The sequence below is a fragment of the Balneolales bacterium ANBcel1 genome (assembly GCA_029688905.1).
Classification (GTDB): Bacteria; Bacteroidota; Rhodothermia; order Balneolales; family Natronogracilivirgulaceae; genus SLLW01.
This window is the reverse complement of record JARULB010000001.1, coordinates 299,510-320,007: the sequence shown is the minus strand read 5'-3', so window position 1 is coordinate 320,007 and position 20,498 is coordinate 299,510. Positions and strand designations below refer to the sequence as shown.

The 20,498-nt window shown below is 52.0% G+C and carries 14 protein-coding genes and 1 pseudogene; 10 read left to right on the top strand and 5 right to left on the bottom strand.

Annotation, left to right across the window (positions count from 1 at the left end; genetic code table 11):
- Positions 1-100: 100 nt before the first annotated feature.
- The 6 genes from QA596_01205 to QA596_01180 all read left to right on the top strand — a co-directional run bounded on the left by QA596_01205 (position 101) and on the right by QA596_01180 (position 6,999).
- A complete protein-coding gene (locus tag QA596_01205) occupies positions 101-1,318 on the top strand; it encodes an efflux RND transporter periplasmic adaptor subunit (GenBank protein MDG5766063.1) in 1,218 nt (405 codons plus the stop codon).
- A 45-nt stretch (positions 1,319-1,363) separates the two neighbouring features.
- Entirely contained in the window at positions 1,364-2,584 is a 1,221-nt protein-coding gene (locus QA596_01200) for an ABC transporter permease (protein MDG5766062.1), read from the top strand.
- Positions 2,585-2,647: 63 nt separating this feature from the next.
- Entirely contained in the window at positions 2,648-3,853 is a 1,206-nt protein-coding gene (locus tag QA596_01195) for an ABC transporter permease (protein MDG5766061.1), read from the top strand.
- Positions 3,854-3,948: 95 nt separating this feature from the next.
- A complete protein-coding gene (tsaB, locus tag QA596_01190) occupies positions 3,949-4,854 on the top strand; it encodes a tRNA (adenosine(37)-N6)-threonylcarbamoyltransferase complex dimerization subunit type 1 TsaB (protein MDG5766060.1) in 906 nt (301 codons plus the stop codon).
- A 505-nt stretch (positions 4,855-5,359) separates the two neighbouring features.
- Positions 5,360-6,211 carry an acetyl-CoA carboxylase, carboxyltransferase subunit beta gene (gene accD, locus QA596_01185; GenBank protein ID MDG5766059.1) on the top strand — a complete coding sequence of 284 codons (852 nt, stop codon included), beginning with the start codon at positions 5,360-5,362 and terminating at the stop codon, positions 6,209-6,211.
- Positions 6,212-6,486: 275 nt separating this feature from the next.
- On the top strand, positions 6,487-6,999 hold the full coding sequence (locus tag QA596_01180; protein ID MDG5766058.1) for a hypothetical protein: 513 nt from the start codon (positions 6,487-6,489) through the stop codon (positions 6,997-6,999).
- Between the two features lie 165 nt (positions 7,000-7,164).
- On the opposite strand, the gene QA596_01175 is transcribed toward QA596_01180, so the two are convergent.
- Both QA596_01175 and QA596_01170 read right to left on the bottom strand, forming a co-directional pair.
- On the bottom strand, positions 7,165-7,479 hold the full coding sequence (locus QA596_01175; GenBank protein MDG5766057.1) for a YbjQ family protein: 315 nt from the start codon (positions 7,477-7,479) through the stop codon (positions 7,165-7,167).
- Positions 7,480-7,506: 27 nt separating this feature from the next.
- On the bottom strand, positions 7,507-8,106 hold the full coding sequence (locus QA596_01170) for an RNA polymerase sigma factor (GenBank protein MDG5766056.1): 600 nt from the start codon (positions 8,104-8,106) through the stop codon (positions 7,507-7,509).
- Between the two features lie 225 nt (positions 8,107-8,331).
- Between QA596_01170 and QA596_01165 the strand changes: the two genes are divergently transcribed.
- Together QA596_01165 and QA596_01160 are read left to right on the top strand one after the other, a co-directional pair.
- Positions 8,332-8,952 (top strand): trimeric intracellular cation channel family protein, encoded by a 621-nt coding sequence (locus QA596_01165; GenBank protein MDG5766055.1) that lies wholly within the window; start codon positions 8,332-8,334, stop codon positions 8,950-8,952.
- Positions 8,953-9,536: 584 nt separating this feature from the next.
- Positions 9,537-10,883 carry a hypothetical protein gene (locus tag QA596_01160; GenBank protein ID MDG5766054.1) on the top strand — a complete coding sequence of 449 codons (1,347 nt, stop codon included), beginning with the start codon at positions 9,537-9,539 and terminating at the stop codon, positions 10,881-10,883.
- A gap of 378 nt (positions 10,884-11,261) precedes the next feature.
- Here the strand turns inward: QA596_01160 and QA596_01155 are convergent, their stop codons facing one another.
- Positions 11,262-14,471, bottom strand: a complete 3,210-nt coding sequence (locus QA596_01155) for a DUF3427 domain-containing protein (protein MDG5766053.1) — start codon at positions 14,469-14,471, stop codon at positions 11,262-11,264.
- Positions 14,472-15,146: 675 nt separating this feature from the next.
- Here QA596_01155 and QA596_01150 point away from each other — a divergent pair.
- Entirely contained in the window at positions 15,147-15,467 is a 321-nt protein-coding gene (locus QA596_01150) for a nucleotide pyrophosphohydrolase (protein ID MDG5766052.1), read from the top strand.
- A gap of 160 nt (positions 15,468-15,627) precedes the next feature.
- Positions 15,628-17,613 carry a DUF2075 domain-containing protein gene (locus QA596_01145; protein MDG5766051.1) on the top strand — a complete coding sequence of 662 codons (1,986 nt, stop codon included), beginning with the start codon at positions 15,628-15,630 and terminating at the stop codon, positions 17,611-17,613.
- 152 nt (positions 17,614-17,765) lie between these two features.
- Here QA596_01145 and QA596_01140 read toward each other — a convergent pair whose 3' ends face one another.
- Entirely contained in the window at positions 17,766-18,902 is a 1,137-nt protein-coding gene (locus tag QA596_01140) for a Fic family protein (protein ID MDG5766050.1), read from the bottom strand.
- Positions 18,903-19,543: 641 nt separating this feature from the next.
- Positions 19,544-20,173 (bottom strand): annotated as a pseudogene (locus tag QA596_01135) (LysE family translocator).
- Positions 20,174-20,498 lie beyond the last annotated feature (325 nt).

Here is a 20,498-nt window from a genome sequence, read left to right as displayed (position 1 = left end):
CAGGCCTGCCCGTTGTGGCACCGGTTGGGCGGAAAGTGGAAATAAGGGGTGAGGGGGACGTTGCCGGCGAATGTAAAAAAGATGAAACAAATACGGATTCATGAAGGAGGGTAACCTTTTCAGGGAGCTGCCGTATCGATCAACAGCAGGTGGCAATATCTGCAAAACCATCCACCGGATGCATCATCAGTCCATCAACAAAAAAATCCCCAGAAAGATGAAACGATTTGTCATTTTTATCATAATTATTGCTATCGCCGGATCTGCTGCAGCCTGGATGCTCCGGACCGGGAACGGCGGAAACACAGGTATTACGCAAAACCTGGTTACCGTGGAACGAGGAAACCTGGTGGAATACGCCCTGGCGGTCGGTCAGGTCGAACCCCGAAACGAAATTGAAGTAAAATCCAAAATCTCCGGGGTGGTCAGCAAGGTATATGCCGAGGCGGGCGACTATGTGAGGGAGGGGGATCCGCTGTTCGAGATCCGTCCCGATCCCACACCGCTCGAACTGGCCGAGGCCAAGCGTAACGTCGAACGCGCCGAAATCGCCCTGGAAAATCTGCAACGCGAAATGTTCCGCATGGAGCAGCTCCGCGAGCGCGACATGGTGTCGGATCATGATTACCAGGATCTGCAGCGGCGCAAGCGGGACTCTGAAATCAACCTGCAGCTCAACCGGGAACGGCTGGAGCTGTTTGAATCGGGCCGTATCATGATCGGCGAAACGCTCATCGAAAGTGTGGTGAAAGCGCCGACCGAAGGCTACATCCTCGAAAAGATGGTGGATATCGGCGACCCGATTGTTCCGCTGACATCCTATCAGGCCGGTACGCCTCTTATGACCCTGGCTCGCATGGATGACCTGTTGTTCAAGGGTACCGTCGACGAAATCGATGTGGGCAAGATTGAGGAAGGGATGCAGGCCAACATCCGCATCGGCGCACTGCCTAACGCGAAGGTCAGTGGCGAAGTGACCAGGATCTCGCTGAAGTCCACTACCCGCGATAACAGCATCGTGTTTCCCGTTGAAATCCGCATCCTCGAAGCCGGCGGTCACACCCTTCGGGCAGGCTATTCGGCCAACGCCAACATCATTGTGGAAAACCGGGAGAACGTGCTGATGATCCCGGAGAGGGTGGTTACCTACAGCGACACCCTTACTACCGTGGAAATCCCGGGATCGGGTGAAAACGGACGGGTTGAGATCCCCGTGAAAGTGGGCCTGAGCGATGCCATCAACGTGGAAGTGGTCGACGGACTCGGCGAAGGCGACAAGGTGCTCGAAAAACCGGTCCGCACCGTATCGGCCAACTGACCGGACCTGCCTCTAACAAGCTATCACCTATCCGGAATACCGACCATGAACTTCCTCAAGGATTTTTTCCAGACCATCAACACACAGCGGCTGCGGACCTTCCTCACGCTTTTCGGTATCGTGTGGGGAACCGCCACCCTCATTATTCTGCTGGCTTTCGGCATGGGGTTTCGCGACCAGCTCATGCTCAACATGCGCGGACTGGGGGATGAGATTGTCCTCGTGTTCGGGTCACAGACCACCGAACCCCACGAAGGGTACGGAATCGGCCGTCCCATCCGCTTCCGCGAATCGGATGTTGATGCATTGGCCCGAAACATCCCCGAAATATCCGAAATCGCCGCGGAACTGGTCACCTGGTCGGCGGTGATCAGCCGTGGCGAACGGCGCAACTCCCCGATGTTCGCCGGAGTTCCGGTCAACTATGCTGAAATGAGGAACATTTACCCCCAAAAAGGTGGCCGCTGGATCAACGACCGGGATGTTGAAAACCGGCGCCGGGTCATCTTTCTCGGCGATCAGCTCAAGCAGCTTCTGTTTGGCGATGAGGAGGCCGTAGGGCAGGAGGTACTGGTAGGCCAGACCCCGTTTCTCGTCATCGGTGTGATGCAGCCGAAGTCACAGGACTCTTCCTACGGCATGCGTGACCATGACCGGGCCTTCATCCCCATAACCACATATTCCACCTTTTTCGGCACCGATATTCTCAACAACTTCATCTACCAGATTGATAATCCGGAACACTCCGAGCATGTTCGGAACCGGATTCAGGCCGTCATCTCCGAACGGCACCGGTTCGCTCCCACCGATACCGACGCCATCATGATCTGGGATACCGGTGAGTTTTTCCTCTTCATGAGGTACTTCTTTCTGGGATTCAATTCGTTCATGGGTGCCATCGGGGCGGTGACCCTGGCGGTCGGCGGCATCGGCGTGGCAAACATCATGTTTGTGGTGGTACAGGAGCGTATGAAGGAGATCGGCATCCGGCGTGCGGCCGGCGCCAAACGTCGCACCATTCTGGCCCACTTCTTCGGTGAAACCTTCCTGCTGATCGGTATCGGAGCTGCAATAGGGTATCTGATCGGATGGGGGATCGTCTACGCCATGCGCTACATTCCCATCGGCGAATTTGTCGGCACCCCGCAGTTTACCCCGTCGGTAGGTATCATCGCCTTTGTGGTGCTCGCCGTTGTCGGCCTGGCCGCCGGATGGACACCGGCGTTCCGCGGATCACGGCTCAATATCGTCGAGTGCCTCAGATAGCTCATTCATAACCTTTGGAACAAAGCCATGTGGATCAACCTCATTAAAGAATTCCTCCAGGACATGCGCAAACAGAAACTGCGCTCAGGGCTCACCGTAATCGCCATCTGCTGGGGCACCATCGCCGTAATCACCCTTCTCGCATTTGGAGAGGGACTGACTACCCAGATGTTGCAGGGCATGCGCGGCGGCGGTAATCAGGTCATGATTTTCTATAGCGGTCAAACCACCCGCTCGTATGAGGGCCTGGATGTCGGACGCCGGATCCGCTTCAGCGATGGTGACGTGGATTTGTTGCGGCGCTCTATTCCTGAAATCAAGCTGATTTCCGCCCAGTACGGCCGAAGCGTGGGACTCCGTTCGGAGTTCAACAACACCAATACCTATATGGAAGGGGTGGATGCAAGCTTTGAGGAGATGCGGTCGATGTATCCGGTGGCGGGCGGCCGGTTCCTCAACGAACGGGATGTCGCCGAACGGCGCCGTGTCGTGTTTATCGGGCACGAAATCGCGGATCAGCTTTTCCCCAATGGCGACGCGGTGGGACAGCAGCTGCGGCTTGACCAGGCCTCTTTCACGGTGGTCGGCGTGATGGGCGAAAAAATGCAAATGTCCATGAGCAACGGTCCCGATGCCCGGCGCGCCATCATCCCCCATACCACCTTCCGCCAGATCTATAACCACCGGTATCTCGGTTCGGTATTGATCCGGCCGACAGACCCTGCGCACCAGGAAGTCATTATTTCGCGCGTGAGGGAGATCATGGGGAGAAAGTACCAGTTCCATCCCGATGATGAACAGGCTGTTCCGGTCTGGGACTTCATCGAGTCCGAACAGATTATCGATCAGGTCAGTATCGGCATCAAGATCTTTCTGTTTTCGGTGGGGGTGCTGACCCTGCTGATCGCCGGCGTTGGGGTTGCCAACATCATGTATGTAGTGGTCAAGGAACGGACCAGAGAGATTGGCATCAAGAAGGCGATCGGGGCGCGCAACGGACATATTGTCTCGCAGTTTATTTTTGAAGCGCTGTTTATATGTATTCTGGGCGGGGCGATCGGAGTTCTGGTGTCGGTGAGTCTGGTGATGGGTGTTCAGGGGCTTAATCTGGAAGGCGGTGTGGCCGATTTTCTGGGCCGTCCGTCCCTTTCTACGGATGCCATGATACTCACAACCGGTGTATTGACCATGATCGGCCTGCTGGCCGGGATCTTTCCCGCACGGCGCGCCGCCATGGTGAACCCGGTCGAATCATTGCGGTACGAGTGACAGGGGAGGGGATTATCCCTATATTGACGGGGTTGGTTACCATTCTGGTGCCATGTCATATCCGGCATTGTCCACAACCTCGCTACCACCCCTGCATGAACCTGATTGCCAAACCCCTGCTTTCTATTGAAACCGCCACGCCCGTTTGCTCGGTGGCCCTGCGCGTGCCCGACGGCAGGTTGTATGAAGAGCGGGCCGAAGGACGGGGAGGACATTCGGAATGGACGTTTGTGTTCATCGACCGGCTGCTTCGTGCTGCCGGGCTGCGGGTTGACGAGCTTGGAGCGGTTTTGGTAAGTGCCGGTCCCGGTTCCTATACGGGCCTGCGTGTCGGGAGCAGCGCGGTGAAAGGATTGTTGTTTGATACCGATGTTCCGTTGTTCGCCTGCAATACGCTGGCGGGCATTGCGCTTGGCGCAACGGGCTACGGCCGGGAGGCGGGAAAGGCAGGGAAGGCGGGCGGACCGGGTCCCATGCCGGGTACGAATGGTGATACCGGAATTGTGGATGCGGTTATTGATGCCAGGCGCACCCATCTGTATCATCAGTCATGGCGGATCGGCGAACGCGGAATCACACCCGAAACCGGGTTGAAAATCAGGGAACTCGATGAGGTGCTGGAATTGTGGATGTCCGGGCGGATGCTGGCGGGTACCGGGACGGACCGCCTGATGCAACTTGCGGCAGATCGCGGCTTCGATTCGGGTTCGCTTTTGGCTTTTCCCGGAAGCGAACAGATTTCAGCTGCCGCCATATTGTCCTATCTGGGATATTATCCCGACATGTCGGCCGGGTTGGATCCGCACAGGGGAAAGGAGGAGCCGGCTGGGAGTAGCGGGGATCAAGCGGCGGGAACCGGGGATGCTGCGGATAATGATAAAGCCGGTGTTCATGAAGAAAATTCCGGCAGGGAGGAGGCGGGCGAGGAGCGCCATGACCTGCAGCTGATTCGGAGAGTCGATCCCGCCCTGTTTGAACCCGACTATTACTCCGATCTGTGAAAGGCGGGTTTTTCGCAGGCGTGAGCGGGGGAATCCGGAGGAAGTTTCTTCGGGACTGGTTCGGGACTGGTTCGGGAAGCCTTTGGATGGAAGTCGATGCGGACCCGAACCGGATCCGCACCACCTTCGGCGTGTAGTGGGACAAATCCCGAACCGGAGTCGAAGCAACTTCGGTATGTGGTCGAAGCAACTTCGGTGCGTGGTCGAAGGAACATCGGCAAGGAGTCGAAGAAACTTCGGTGCGATGCCGGCACAAACAGGCGTGATGGTGAACAGATCTCCGTTCGACTCTCGATGGTCGTTGTAAAAATTGACGGAACATGTCGCAACAGAACTTTTTACGCCTTATTATTACAGGGATTACAACACCCGGAAATAACCGGGCGATATGACCGGCAGACGGTATCATCACTTGTGTGAGAAGCATGCCGGGGTCGGGGAAAAAGAGAAACTATTGCGGTCGGACAAACAAGCCGCAGCAACACGGACGGAAGCCAAGACACATATGAGCTGGTTTGAACGCAAGGATTTAAACATTGTCACAAAATCTCCCAAGGAGATGCCGGAGGGCATCTGGGTCAAGGTTCCGGTCACCGGCGAGACCATACACCGGCGTGAGCTGGAGGAGAATTGCTGGGTGGATCCGGCCAGCGGTTACCACTTTCCGATCGGGAGCCAGGATTATTTTCAGATGCTGTTTGACGGAGAGGAGTTCGAGGAGATCGGCGGCGATATTCTGCCGGTGGATCCGCTGACGTTCAAGGATCGCAAGAAGTACCAGGATCGGCTCAGTGAAACGCAAAAGAAGACCGGCCTGAGTGATGCGGCACGCGTTGCCACCGGGAAGCTGCGCGGGATGGAAGTTGTTGTGGCATGCATGGATTTCCGGTTCATTGGAGGCAGTATGGGGTCGGTGGTTGGTGAGCGAATCGGCCTGGCCATAGACCATGCAAGAGAGAAAAAAAAGCCTCTGATCATCATCTCCCAGTCGGGCGGCGCCCGGATGATGGAGAGTGTGCTCAGTTTGATGCAGATGGCCAAAACATCGGCAAAACTGGGGCAGCTTCACGAGGCGAAGGTACCCTACATCTCGATAATGACCAATCCCACGACGGGTGGTGTTACCGCCAGTTTCGCCATGCTGGGGGATTTCAATATCGCCGAACCCGGAGCGCTCATCGGCTTTGCGGGTCCGCGTGTGATCCGGCAGACCATCGGGCGGGATTTGCCTGACGGTTTCCAGACCTCAGAGTACCTCCTGGAACACGGATTCCTTGATTTTATCGTATCGCGCAACAAGATGAAAAATCGTCTTGCCCGCCTGTTGAAGATCCTGGCCGGGAAGTACGCGAAATAGAGAGTAAAAGCGCAAAACCTGTTCATCTATTACCTGTCTGATCCCCCACCTGGCAGGTGACCGGACCCGGAGTGAAGCCGGAACTGCGGCTATGTCTGTGCGTCTCTAAAAAAAAATTAAAAATAATTAATAAATATAAATTATTGCCAAGCAGATACTTGCGGGTATTAGGGCTTTTGCGCGAGCTTATTTATTAAAAAAAATTAATAAATAACTTGCTTCATTAAGATTTTCTAATTATATATAGTTAAGAAATCTTAATAAACCATAAAGCCATGAAAACACTCGCTGGTATCCTCCTTCTGGCGCTCATTGGAGTTCAGGTGAACGCCCACTCGCCAAACGCTTCCGGAGCAACATCGGCGAGTCTCAATGTAAGTGTCACGGTCGTGGAGCCTTCCAACATCAGCCACGTTGCTCCCATGAAAGTGGAAATGAATGGAGAGCGGAGTATGACGCTTGAAGCTGGAACACCCGGATCGGGCAGGATATCCATTCCTGCTGCGCCCCACAGCGAGATGCTGGTAAGTGTCCAGGGAAACCGGCAACTCAGTGACGGCAATGGCGGAAGACTGGCATTCGAGCCCGAAATAAGAATTGGAAGAAACGTACTGCAAGAGGGGCTCATCAATCCGGACGGGACTCCGGCGGCTGTTACCTTTACCGAATCGGACAATGGCAGCTATCGGGGCATCGCCGAAATCGAGCTGCTTGGGACTCTCGACGCCGGAGAGCACAACAACGGTACATTCTCCGCGGTATATACCGTTACCACGGAGCAATTCTGAAGCAGGCGCGATTCCTGCCGTATTTCTTCTGACGCAGTGCCATTTTCAGGTCTCCTGAATTAATGCCTCCCGCACGGTTCTGATACCCCGCCTTTCATCAATTCCGCGACGAAACGCTTTTCACATCTAAGGATGCGGTACACTGCCAAGACTCGCGCCGTAAACTCAGCGAACGATAACCGCCGTGCCGTAAGCAAGGATTTCCGCCGCACCGGACATCACATAGCTCGTGGAGAAACGCACATCTACAATTGCGTTGGCTCCCAGTGATTTCGCGTCATCGATCATGCGGTCGACGGCCTGTTCCCGGGCTTCGGCCATCATTTTCGTATACCCCTGGATTTCCCCTCCAATCAGTTTGCGGAATTCAGCGACGATATCCCGGCCCAGGTGCCGAACACGGATGGTGTTTCCCCGGACAAGGCCGAGTGTCTGTTCGATTTTTAGTCCGGCTATTTCGGAAGAAGTTGTGATTTTCATCGTATGATATCTTTATAGCGTTCACGTTTATGGAGATACACTCTTTCCCGGATCAGTGAGATCATAAGGATGATGGTTCCGGCAACGGCCGCGGCTATGGCTGTCCGGACCCACCAGGCGATCTCCGGGTCGGTCAGCAGTCCCGACAGCGCCATCCATGCGCCGTACAGCAGCAGTACCAGCGCGCCGGCGGTCGGGATCCAGGCGGGCCAGTGCTTCCTGAAGCAACCGGCTCTGTTCTGCTCGCAGAATATCGGTGGAGGCATCCTCGCTGCCTGCGGGTTCGATCCATGCGGGCAGCATGCTCTGTGCCGTTTCCCTGCTTCGGTTATGGCTGCGCAGTACGTTCAGGCACAAACGTTTGAGGATGGTATAGAACCATGGGTAATACGGTCGTGCCGGATCCGTAACGCTCCGGGCGTCCCAGGCGCGGATGAACGCCTGTTGGACCACATCAACGGCGTCATCGTGGCGGCCGGTGAGTGCGAGCGCATGGTAATATGCCGGCTTCATCAGCACATCCACCAGCTCGCCATACGCCCGTGCATCACCGCTGCGCACCCGATGCACCAGGCCTGGTTCTATATCAATTCGGCTTTTCACGTCATTGTGGTTTTTACCAATCATACACCGGATTCGGTAATGTATTCATAAAAAAATGATCTATTTCATCATTCCTTCGAAAAAGTCCCGGTGGTGAATCAATTTGTCCCGGTGTGACCGACAGCGTGCAGTCACCATCCTTCCTGCGCCATTGCCGGGGTGGCTGCTCTTCACGCGGTTCGTTCATTTTGGAATTGACCGGGGGTTCCGCCTTTCGTAACGTTGAACCGTGATGAACGCGAGCAGTGAATGATTCCATTGATCTACATACTTGACCTGCTGGGCACGGCAACATTTGCTGTGACCGGCGCGCTTGCCGCCGGCCGGAAACGGATGGATGTTTTCGGTGTGGTGGTGCTGGGCTGTGTAACCGCTGTAGGGGGCGGCACGCTGCGCGATGTGATATTGGGGAATCATCCGGTATTCTGGGTTTCCGACCCGGTCTACCTGCCGGTTGCCGCGCTTGCCGCACTTGGCACCTTTCTGCTGGTGCGGTACTGGTGGATTCCGATGAAAACGCTGCTATATGCCGATGCCGGGGGACTGGCCATATTTACAATCATCGGCTTTCGGCACGGGTTTGAAGTGACCGGCTCCTACGGCATTGCCATTGTGATGGGGATGATGACCGGCGTTGTCGGCGGGATGATCCGGGATGTGCTTGCAGGTGAAATTCCGTTGATTCTGCGCCGGGAAATTTACGCGTCGGCAAGCCTATGCGGCGCCGTGCTGTTTGCCGTGCTCCACTACTTCCAGGTTCCGGGAGTCTGGGCGGTGATTCCGGCCGTTATGGCTGTTCTGATAATCCGCATTGCCGCGCTGTACTGGAACGTATCGCTGCCGCTGCTCAGGTATCCGTCAAACGAATGATGTTTTTCGGGGGGATGTGAAGAAGGGATAATCCGGGGTGTGAGGTCATGTTTGCCTGATTGTGAAGCCATCTTTTGATGGATGTTGAGCTGAGTTTACCGAGGCTGCCGTTGAATGACTTCAGGATATGTGGGTGAGCATCATTCAGCGCTATCGCTTTTATTGAGGCTGCATAATAACTATGTTTAATGACTATTTTTATTAAAGAGGTGGTTATAAATGAAGAAGACAACCATATCAGTCACGGAGTTCAAAGCCCGGTGCCTAAAAAATCTTCGAGTAATGCACGATGAGCAGGGGCGGTACATAGTCACCAGGCAGAATAAAGCGATTGCCCGGATGGAATCGCCTCAAAAAGAAGATACCGGAAAAAACTTGCTAAAGGACTCTGTTTTATACGAAGAAGATATCGTTGGTTCGGTCGGAGGTGAGTGGGAGGCCGATACATGACCGTTGTTCTGGAACCCATGTGCTGGTTTGGCGCGTTTCCGTTTCGGACAAGCTATCAGAAAATACCCGGCAGGATTAACCGGAACAGGAAGCTGCAGACTATAGCACAAATGCATAATTAAGCACATAATAGCATGAATGACTCCCGAAAAAAGCGCCTTGCAGAACTGGGTCCGGATGCCCTTTCGGACGCGCTTTTGCAACTTGCCGAACAAAATGATATTGCTAATGAGCTTGTGGAACGTTTGATTGCCACTCCCGAGGAGAATGTAAAAAAATTCAAGGCGAAACTGGCCGGACTCAAGCGCTCCCGTCGTTTCATCCGATGGGGGGAATCATACGGGTTTTCTCTCGAACTGCAGCAGCTGCTTGAAATGCTTAAAGAGGGAGCGGATGATCCGGTTACCGGCTCGAAACTGGTGGCGAAGTTTTATGAATGTGACGAAGCGACTCTGGGAAGATGCGATGACTCCAGCGGGTATATCGGGGACGTGTTCCGCTATGATGCTGCCGAGATTTTTTCGACGTATGCACAACGCTGTTCGGACAAAGAGTGGCTGGCTGATCTGGTATTTGATCTTAACAAGCATGACGGCTATGGCGTCCGTGACGCTCTGATTCATCGCGCATCGGAATACCTCCCGGAATCTGTTATTCGGTCTCTTATCCACCGGATACAACAAACGGCGGATGCGGAGTCGGACGAATATCACAAAAGACATTGGCTGCTTCTTATCGAGTCACTGGCCCGGCAAATCAGGGATCCCGAGCTGTTCCTCAAAACCCGCCAGGCTTCCTGGGATTCACTGAACGCCAATGCCTGGCTTGATATCGCCGAAGTGTATCTGGAATCAGGAGATGCGCAAAGCGCCCTGGGGTGGCTGGAAAAGATCAGCGACGAAGATGTCAATCAAGTATCCCGGCGGGACAGGTTGCTGCTTGACGTTTACGGTAAGCTCGGAAAGTCACAAAATCAGAAAGATATTGCCTGGAGACGCTTTCGCAGTTCCCGTACATTTGATGGGCTGCAGGAATTACTGGCGGTGATCGGCAAAGACCAGTATGATGCGGTCCTGCAGGAAGAGTTGCCGAAGATCCTTGCGGATAGCGAACTGTCGCCGACCCATGCCGCTTTCCTTGTTGATCTGGGCCTTATGGAGGAAGCCGGAGACTATATCCTTGAGCGGGCGGAACAACTCAACGGGGATTTTTACTCCAACCTGTTACCGTTGGCAAAAGCCCTGGAACAAGCCGGTTATCCGCTTCCGGCCACAGTTGTCTACCGATCACTGCTCGATTCCATTCTGCGACGCGGCAAATCCACCATTTATCATCATGGCGTTCGCTATCTCAAAAAGCTGGATCGGCTGGCCACCGAAGTTGATGACTGGAAGAAAGTGCACGACCATCAGGCATATGTTCGGGAGTTACGGGAGCGCCATGGCCGAAAGACGTCATTCTGGGGAAAATACGAGGGTTAGATATGATGAATATCGGTGCTAGTGCGGTTAAGTAACATCACAATAATTTTACTAAATTGGACAATGTTTTCGTTTTTCAAGGGAACCAGCTATGCAGGATATCGTTGGTCACCATGTATTCTTTCCGGAGGTGATGATTAAGCGTTGATCGAAACCTGTGAGGGAAGGATAACTGACATAGATTGTCTGAACTCTCTGGCAAATGGCCTGGTGATGAGACCGATGAAGAATTTGAGGAGATGCTCAAAGGTCTTGATTGATGGAAAAGTATATTTTTGATGCGGGAATTTTACTCCACTATGCCAGAAAGTCGCCTCTTTCCCAAGAGATAGAAAAAACTCACCAGGTGATGTCGCAAAACGCCATCCCAATAGGTAATTATCCCGCAATCAGCTTTCTTCCACTTTCCAATAAAGAAGCCGGCATCGGTTCCTCAAGTCGCCAGGTTATGTTCATTGGTTGCGCCCCTTCATGCGTCACATACCGCACAGATCCCAGAAAAACATACCCCACAGTATTACCCCATTTCGACTTTTTCCGCTCACGTACGAAAAGCAACACGTTCTTGCCTTTATCACGTTGTTGTACATATTCCTGACCTCGACCACGATCGGGTCGGGCTGAATTTTGTGATTGCCAGTGGAAGAGTTCTTCGTTGATGGCATAATCGTGGTACATGGTGGTTGGTGAGTACTCTTTTTCACTTTTTTCCAGCGTGACAAAAAGTAGCTCGGTATTGGTTTCACCAATGCGTGCTACCCCCTCTTTAACTGACTTTGATTTTCTAAAATCATTGAATCCGAAAGCTGTCAAAATCTGATCACGATGGTAACGCGCATGAACTCTAAGGGGACAAGGGTACCCCGGTCGAAATATTTTTTCTTCTAATTCGATTCGGGCGATCATCCAATCCAGTACCTGCACAATTTCAGTACACATCACAGGATGTGACCCGATATGTTCTACAGCCCGCGTCAAGGAGCTAAATCCTGCTTTAGCCGGCGGGACGCTCCATATATCGTAACAGAGCATCATAGCCATCAACGCGTGTTCTGGTTCTTTAAAATCAGAATCGTCCAGGCTAGATACCTTGTTTTGTGCGAATTTCGTCAACAGCTGCCTTATAAACCGGAAGTATCCCACACATCGATTGGGCAACCATTTCTGGAAAATAGCTTTAGTGACATTCTTTTCGAGAGATTCGGAGAATCCCGGTTTCAAGCCGGCATCGGCGCACAATCGGTGAAAATTTGTATCCCTCTTGTATATTACTTCCGGATCCAAATGGTAAAACTCCAGAAAGTTTTCAAGTGCAAGCGGCAGTGTCGACTGATGGCGAAACTGCCGGATCAGATGGCGCAGATGAGCATGGGTGCGCCGTGTGTTTCGGCGGATATTATCGACGATTCGATCTCGGGCCACTCGCTCAAGTGTAATGGAACACCCCAGTGGCAGATTCGGAAAATCACGTTCGATTTCGCGTCGTGTAGATGTGTCCGTCTTGCCTACCAATGCTCGGAACTTATGTTCGTAATCGTACTCCTTGCGGGCATTTGCGACATAATCCAACACTGTTAAACACTCCTTACCATCCGCATTGCGCAATCCACGTCCAAGTTGCTGCAGAAAGACGGTCAAACTCTCCGTGGGACGTAAAAACAGCACCGTGTCCACCTCAGGAATGTCGAGACCTTCATTAAACATATCCACCACAAAAAGGTAGTTTATATCACCTCGTGCCAACTTCAGACGCAACTCTTCTCTCCGGATGTCATTCTTGCTGGTAAGTACAGCGGCCCGGAAACCCGCAGAGGCAAAGCGTTCCGCCATAAACTCAGCATGTCGCATATCCACGCAAAAACCTAAGGCACGCACTTTGTGCTCATCGACGGTGTATTTACGAATGCTATCAATAACCTCACCGACACGTGCATCAGATGCGGTGTAGACATGGGACAATTCTTCGGTCGCGTAACCTCCGCGTCGCCAGGTCACGCCTGAAAGATCGACACTATCGGTGATGCCGAAGTACTGAAATGGACAAAGTAGTTTTCGGTTGAGTGCCTCAGGCAGACGGATTTCCGCGGCTATCCGATTGTCAAAATCACGCAGGATGTCTTCACCGTCCATGCGTTCAGGCGTGGCCGTGAGGCCAAGCAGCACCTTTGGTTTGAAATAGTCGATTATGGGACGGTAACTGGACGCAGCAATATGATGCACTTCATCAACCACAATGTAGTCGTAATAATCCTCGCTTAGCGAAAGTTGATCCCATCGGCTATTGAGAGTCTGGACGGACGCGAATACATAATCAAGATGGGCAGGTTCGTAGCGACCAGTCCATAATTCACCAAAATTCTGATCACGGAGAATACCGCGGAACGTGGCCATTGCCTGTTTGAGGATCTCCTCGCGGTGTGCTATGAATAGCAACTTTGGACGTTTGGTAGTTTTCGCTTGCCTTTGCAAATTTTCTTGTTCCTCTTCCTGATTTTTGCAAAACCTGCGATAATCGAAACCAGAGATCACCGTTTTTCCTGTACCAGTTGCAGCAACAATCAGGTTACGCCAGCTGTCATGAACCGACCGACGAGCGCTGAGTGTTTCCAGAATCCGCTGCTGAAACGGGTAAGGTCTCAGATCGAAATAAACGACAGATGGTGTGGCATCATAAGACCGACGCGCATCTCGCAGTGCACTGGAAAGCCGTTTGGCTTCATAAGGCTCGAAATCGTAATCATTCCAGTATGTTTCGAAAGTCTTGATGAACTTGTCAATAATGTGGCTGATTTCGCTGTTTGTGACCTTCAAGTTCCACTCCAACCCGCTGGTGAGAGCGGATTGCGAGATGTTGGATGAGCCGATGTAGGCAGTATGAAAACCGGTATTGCGCCGAAATAGATACGACTTGGCGTGCAACCGTTCACTGCCCGTGTTGTAGGAGACCCTGATTTCAGTATTCGGTAGTTCATCCAGAAAGCGGATGGCTTTTTCGTCTGTAGCACCCAGATATGATGTGGTAATAACACGCAGGCGTCCGCCGCGACTGGTAAACTCTCGCAATTCCTGCTCAAAAATGCGGATACCGGTCCATTTAATAAACGAAATCAGAAAGTCGATACGGTTTGATGACAGAATCTCCTTTTTGAGCTCGCTCTCCATGGTGATTCCTGCGCGACTACCAGTGAAAAGCTCGCTTTGCGTAAGGCGGGTAACCGGAGTGATGCGTTTCAGATGTTCTTTTAGGTTCGAAACCGACGAATTGTTCCGGTGAAAAACTGCCGTTAGAACCTGACCACCAGCCTCGATAAGATCTTCGGATAGATCCAGCCCTTTTGTGGATTGCTCCAGTCGCTCGATGAGATCATTGCACAATTGGATCTGACGCTTGAGTCCTTCTCGGTCGGACCGAAACTCGCCCAGGACCGATTTCATAACTCGGGAAAGATAATGGCTCAGGTAGAGGGCAGCCTCTTCCGGATCGAGAGGCTCCTTTGCGATATGGTATCGGTGTTCATCTTGACTCTCAAGCTTGCGTCGTAGAGTTTGGCTGATGAGTTGTTCGTACAGTCCGGCGGTTAATGTCATGATGAATATGGATACGGCTTAAGGACCGTAGTACATATAAAAGTTTGGATTAATATGGCCTTAAAAAATGGGCTACCCTCTATACACATTTTGCTGATGCCAGTTTAGAAATGGTACAGCTGGCTGATCCCGAGGAGATTCCGGCAGCTGCGTTAGAGGTTGGCCGTGCCATGCGTAATAAGGGTCAGTGAGTATAGTACAGCCAATTGTTGGATTCGGTTCTCCAGATTGGTTATGCTTCATCAAAATGCGACGAAATTCATCGAACGTGGCCGCCCCATTTTTTTCCCCGAATGCGTCCCAGGCCAGGGTCAATGGAAGCAAAGAATGTCGAACAAAAAAACCGCCTCCAGTAATGAAGTTATTCGGACTGTGCAACTTGAATAGAAATGGAGCACCTTCAGGAATCGCCCTGAACGTACTTTTACTTCGGGGACGCCAAAAGTTAACCTCGTCTGGTTGATGATGTGCCAGATAGTTGTACCAGGTATCGTCGGTTACTCCGATGAAGAATTGCATGTCAGGATTTATCGAATGGAAGCTGAAATTTATCAAAAAGCATATGGAAGTCAATAAATAAACCATTACAGGGTATTCACTTATCAACCAATTGTAAAAAAACAAAACATATCGGATATTCCCCGTATCCGTAATCCCCCATCACACTCATCGCCCATGCAAGAGATTATCGATGCCCTGATCACATTCCGGAATCGGCGCGACTGGGAGCAGTTCCACAATCCCAAGGACCTCGCAGTCGCCCTGAACGTCGAAGCCGGCGAACTGCTCGAACAGTTTTTGTGGAAACAGCCGGAGGATGCATCCAAGGAAAAGGTCAGAGAGGAGCTGGCTGACATTTTTGCCTACGCTTTCCTGCTGGCCGAAAAGTACGATTTCGACGTTAAGGAAATCGTCCTGGAGAAGATCAAATCCAACGACAAGAAGTACCCGGTGGATAAGGCGAAGGGCACAGCGCGAAAGTATACCGAGCTGTGAGAGTACGGTGAGCTATTGTCCCCAGGCTGCAAAAAAACATCAGTAAGGCACATTGCATCTCTGAATCAACCGGCCCGGTACCTGAAGTGGGCGAACCACCAGCAAGCCATTTTCACGCAATTCCGGGAGTCTTCCAAACACGTCAACCAATTACATCAGCATGATAATCTACAAGAACTCGGCCGAAGGGTTCCGGAAGGATGTGGATACTTTCCGAATCGTGGATCGCATCAAGGAGGCGTTTTTCGAGAAGACCGGCAAGGTCCGCTTTCATCCCGCCGAGGACATGTCCTGGCAAAATTCACTGATGTACATGGACCGGGTGCTGCAGCGGTCCGGCATCCCCGATGACTGCGGCGTGCTCATCGAGTACAAACTCCCGTCCACATCCAAACGGGTCGATTTTATCATATCCGGTCGCGACCAGGACGGCAGCAAAAAGTTCGTCATTGTTGAACTGAAGCAGTGGACCGAGGCGCAAAGTACCGATCAGAAGGACCTCGTGCAGACACCCTATTACAGACACTACGTCACGCACCCGTCCTACCAGGCCTCATCCTACAAAGGCTTTTTGTCGGATTTCAACGAAAACGTCTACACGAAAAAAATCACCCCTGTAGCCTGCGCCTATCTGCATAATTACAGCCGCAGCAACCCCGAGCCGCTTACCGATCCGGTCTACGAAGAGTCGATCGCCGATGCCCCGATCTATTTCAGGGATGATTACGAAAAGCTGGAGCAGTTCCTCCGCGATCATGTGGGCCGCGGCCGTGGTATGGATATCATGTACGATATCGAATCCGGCAACATCCGGCCGAGCAAGCAGCTGGTGGATCATGTCGTGGGACTGTTCCGGGGCAACAGGGAATTCCGCCTGATTGACGAGCAGAAGGTCACCTACGAAATGGCGCTGGAGCGCGGACTCAACGCCGACCGCAAGACGGTGATTCTGGTCAACGGCGGACCCGGCACCGGCAAGTCGGTCGTCTCGATGAGCTTGTTAGGCGGATTCTTGAAAAAGCGGAAAAATGTCTTTTTTGTCGCGCCGAATGCGGCGTTTCGCCAGGTGATGCTGGACAAACTGGCATCAGGCGGGGACGGAGCCCGGGCCAAACATCTGCTTACGGGATCCGGCAAGTATCTGGACACACCAAAGGATACGTTTGATGTCATCGTAGTCGATGAAGCGCACCGGCTCAAAAACGAGTCGGCCTTCATGTACCAGGGGGAGAATCAGGTGGATGACATAGTCAATGCGGCCAAAGTCAGCATCTTCTTTATTGATGACGATCAGGTGATTCGTCCGGAAGACATCGGTGCCGTTTCTGAGGTCCGGCGAGTCGCGGGACAACATCAGGCTGAAATCATCGATCTGGAGCTGGCCACTCAGTTCCGCTGTTCCGGGGCGGATGGGTACGTCAATTGGGTCAATGATGTGCTCGACATCCGGGATACCGGCAATTTCGACGGATGGGACAAGAACGATTTTGAGTTTCGGATTGCGGAATCGCCCAACGAAGTGCGCGACTGGGTCCGGCAGCGCGCCGATGAAGGATTTCGTGCACGTATGCTGGCAGGATATGCGTGGAAGTGGACCGCCGCGAAGGACGGGAATCCGGATGCCGAAGTGGCGGATGTGGCCATCCCGGAATTTGACTTTGCGATGCCCTGGAACTCACGGAAGCTGGGATCGACCTGGGCGATTAAGGAAGCAGGGCTGGATCAGGTGGGATGCGTACACACCGCTCAGGGGCTTGAGTTTGATTATGTCGGCGTGCTGATCGGAAGTGATCTCCGGTTCCGGTTTTTGGACGGGCAGCAGGCCGGGGAGTCGGGACTGTTGTTTGATGAGGAAGTATTTGAGCGGACGGATGCCGGATTAAACGAGATCTCTCATGCTTCTGATGACAGATTATCATACAAGGCACACACCGCCCGCCGCGGATCATTCTACAGCAACTGGAAAGAATACCGCGATGCCAAGGGCAAGTCCGGCCTCAAGGGCCAACCCGCAGAGATGTGCCGGATGATCCGCAACATCTACCGCATCCTGCTCACCCGCGGCATGAAAGGTTGCTGTGTGTATATCTCTGACAAGCCGCTGGAGCAGTATTTTCGCGAACGGCTGGAAAAGACCTCCCGGTGATGAGTTGAAATCAGAGTGATGCCTTTTCGGTTCCGGCTGTCACATGAACGCTAAGTCATGTTCATCATATGGTCATAGTCGTGCAGCAAGTTGTACCTGCGCCACCTGCAATATCATGGATCGAATAGAATGCGGTTCTGCACGGCATATGTTCAATACGACAAAATCTCGACCAGGGCCGGGTTGATGTAGTAGTGCCGGCCCCTGATCTCTCTTTTCTCCAGGATTTGTATTTTCGCCAGCTCATTCAGGTAGTTGCGGGCCGTGTTTTCGGCATAGATTCCGCGATCCACCAGATGCTGCACCTTGACATAAGGTTGGGTGAAAATCGCTTCGGCGAGATCCCCGGGCCGGCGAATGTCTGTCTGTTCCCGCAGCACATCAAGTATATCCTCCCTTGTTCCAATGATGTCATTGACCTTCCGCAGGGTAAGCTGTGAGGTCCATTCCACAGCTTTCAGCATGTAGAGCAACCAGCTCTTCCAGTCGCCGCGCTGGGATACGCCCGCGAGGTGTTCATAATAATCCTGCTTATGCTCAAGAATGTACCGGCTAAGGTAAAGAATAGGTAGTTCCAGCTGATGGTTCCGTGTGATGATGTGCAAATTCATGATGCGTCCCACCCGTCCATTACCATCCCGGAACGGATGGATCACTTCAAACTGATAGTGGGCAATGCACATTTTAAGCAGTACATCATCCGGTTGCGACTGCTCATCGTTCAGAAAGTCAATCAGATTGTCGAGTTTGGCTTCCACTACTCCCTTGCCGCGAGGCGGGGTATAGACGGGTTTTCCCGCATTCGGACCGCTTCCCCCCATCCGGATCAATGTCCTGGCAAACGGCGGACGAATGCCATCTCCGCTCTCCTTGATGGTCTGATACAGCCTGATAAAATAGTCGCGGTCGAATGCACCCTTCTTTTTCAGGTAGTGATATCCCTCCCAAAGGGCCTCCCGGTATCGAAGCACCTCTTTGGCCGGACCTGCAGCTTCTCCATCTGTTTTCGAATCACTCAGCGCCCTGTAGAGGTCGTCATCGGTGGTGAACACGTTTTCGATGGCGCTTGATACCCTGGCTTCCTGAAGGGTTATGGAGTTAATAAGCATCCCTGGATTTGGAATGGCTATACTTCGCCCTGCCAGCAACGCCAGTGCTTCCTTTGCCCGGCCGAGCTGCTCGTAGATATCTACATCCCTGTAGAGATCCGGTGCAACCGGCAAATCAGGTAATGAATTCCACGGCTGTGTACGATCCGGGTTGACGGTGTATTGTTGCTCTTTTGGCATTAAAAATCCGTTTTTTTAATGTCCGAATTCAAATCCGACCTCAAAATAAGACTTTCCGATTAAACAAACATTAAATACTTCGCTTTTTAATGTCCGCGTCCGCATCCGGCATCAAATTACGAGCTTTAAATCCCTCGACCATGGTCGCATTGATGATTATGATCTGCTTGCCATTGACTATTTCCTCTGGCCGAAGCTGCCATTTGCTTCAGACCAATCAACAGGGAGCCTGAGAATAACATCTTTGCGCGCCTTTCGGTTACCAGTGCAATAAAAATGATCGGGGAAAACTGTCCGGTTCACTGAAACGATGTGATTTTGATATATCAGGATCTTTATCGGCCCTGTCCGTGCCCGTTCGGATCCCGGTTTGGATGGGGCCGATGCCAAGGCACATAGGCATAGGGTGGCAGCGCAACTTCAGGAACGTATCGGGGAGGAGCGGCCATGGTTCGGTAGGGGAGAAGTGTACTTGGTCAGACATTGTGATTATCTGCAGGTTTTGCGTAATGATATCCTTCATCCGAAAAAGCATCCGTGCGAATCGTTTTTGACTTCTGTTAATGCCTCCGACAGGGTCGGGACGATCGGTCTCAGCCTGGATGGGTTGTACCCCTTGTTGGAGTCGGGCAGTTTTTGGCTTATTGATTTGTTAATATTTTGATCCCAAGTCCAATTAATATTAATCCACCAATCTTTTGCAAAAACTTCCCAATCATATCATTTTCTCGCAACGTTTGTGTCATGAATGATGCGGAACACGCGAGAATCAAACACCAAATCGTTCCTGTTGTCATGAAAGTTACACCCAAGATCAAAAACGGGATTGGCCCATTTGCATAATGAGGATCAATGAATTGAGGTAAAAGCGACATGAAAAACAAGGTGACTTTGGGGTTCAATAGATTTGTTAATAATCCTTGTTGATAAATTTTGAGTAAACCTGTTGTCTCAATCCGCTGAGACTTATTATCAACAAAATTATTTTTCTCAATTGTCATTCTTATACCCAGGTAAACCAGGTAAGCAACTCCAGTGTATTTGATCAAACTGAATGCAAATGCTGACTAAGCCAAAATCACTGACAATCCGAATGCTGCTAATGTTGTATGAATCAGCCCCCCTGTCGTAATCCCAAAGACTGAGTAAACACCAGCACTTCGACCTTGCGAAACAGAACGAGTCAAAACATACATTGTGTCAGCTCCGGGAGTCAGATTCAAAAGTACTCCTGCCAGTATAAATCCAAAATAATTTTCAATACCATACATAAGAATCGATTCAATAGTTTGATCCAGAAAGGATTGGCAAATTGTGCGGTAAGACCACTTTTCATTTTGGAAACAGCCTGCGTTCGGCCCCGGGCAGGAACAGTTTGAGCGGGTCTTTTCTATACCCAGGTATACAAATTCTCATCCTGCACTCCACATCATTAACATAGGTTAAAAGATGTAAGGGTGCGACCGTTTTTGTGCTTCGTATGGCACCGCAAAGGCAACATGTGCCAATTTATGCGGGAAAAGGGCTTTTACAACAGGATAATGTTGCGCGCCAAAAGGGATAAAAGGGTATATTGACCATAGTACAGGGATTGTT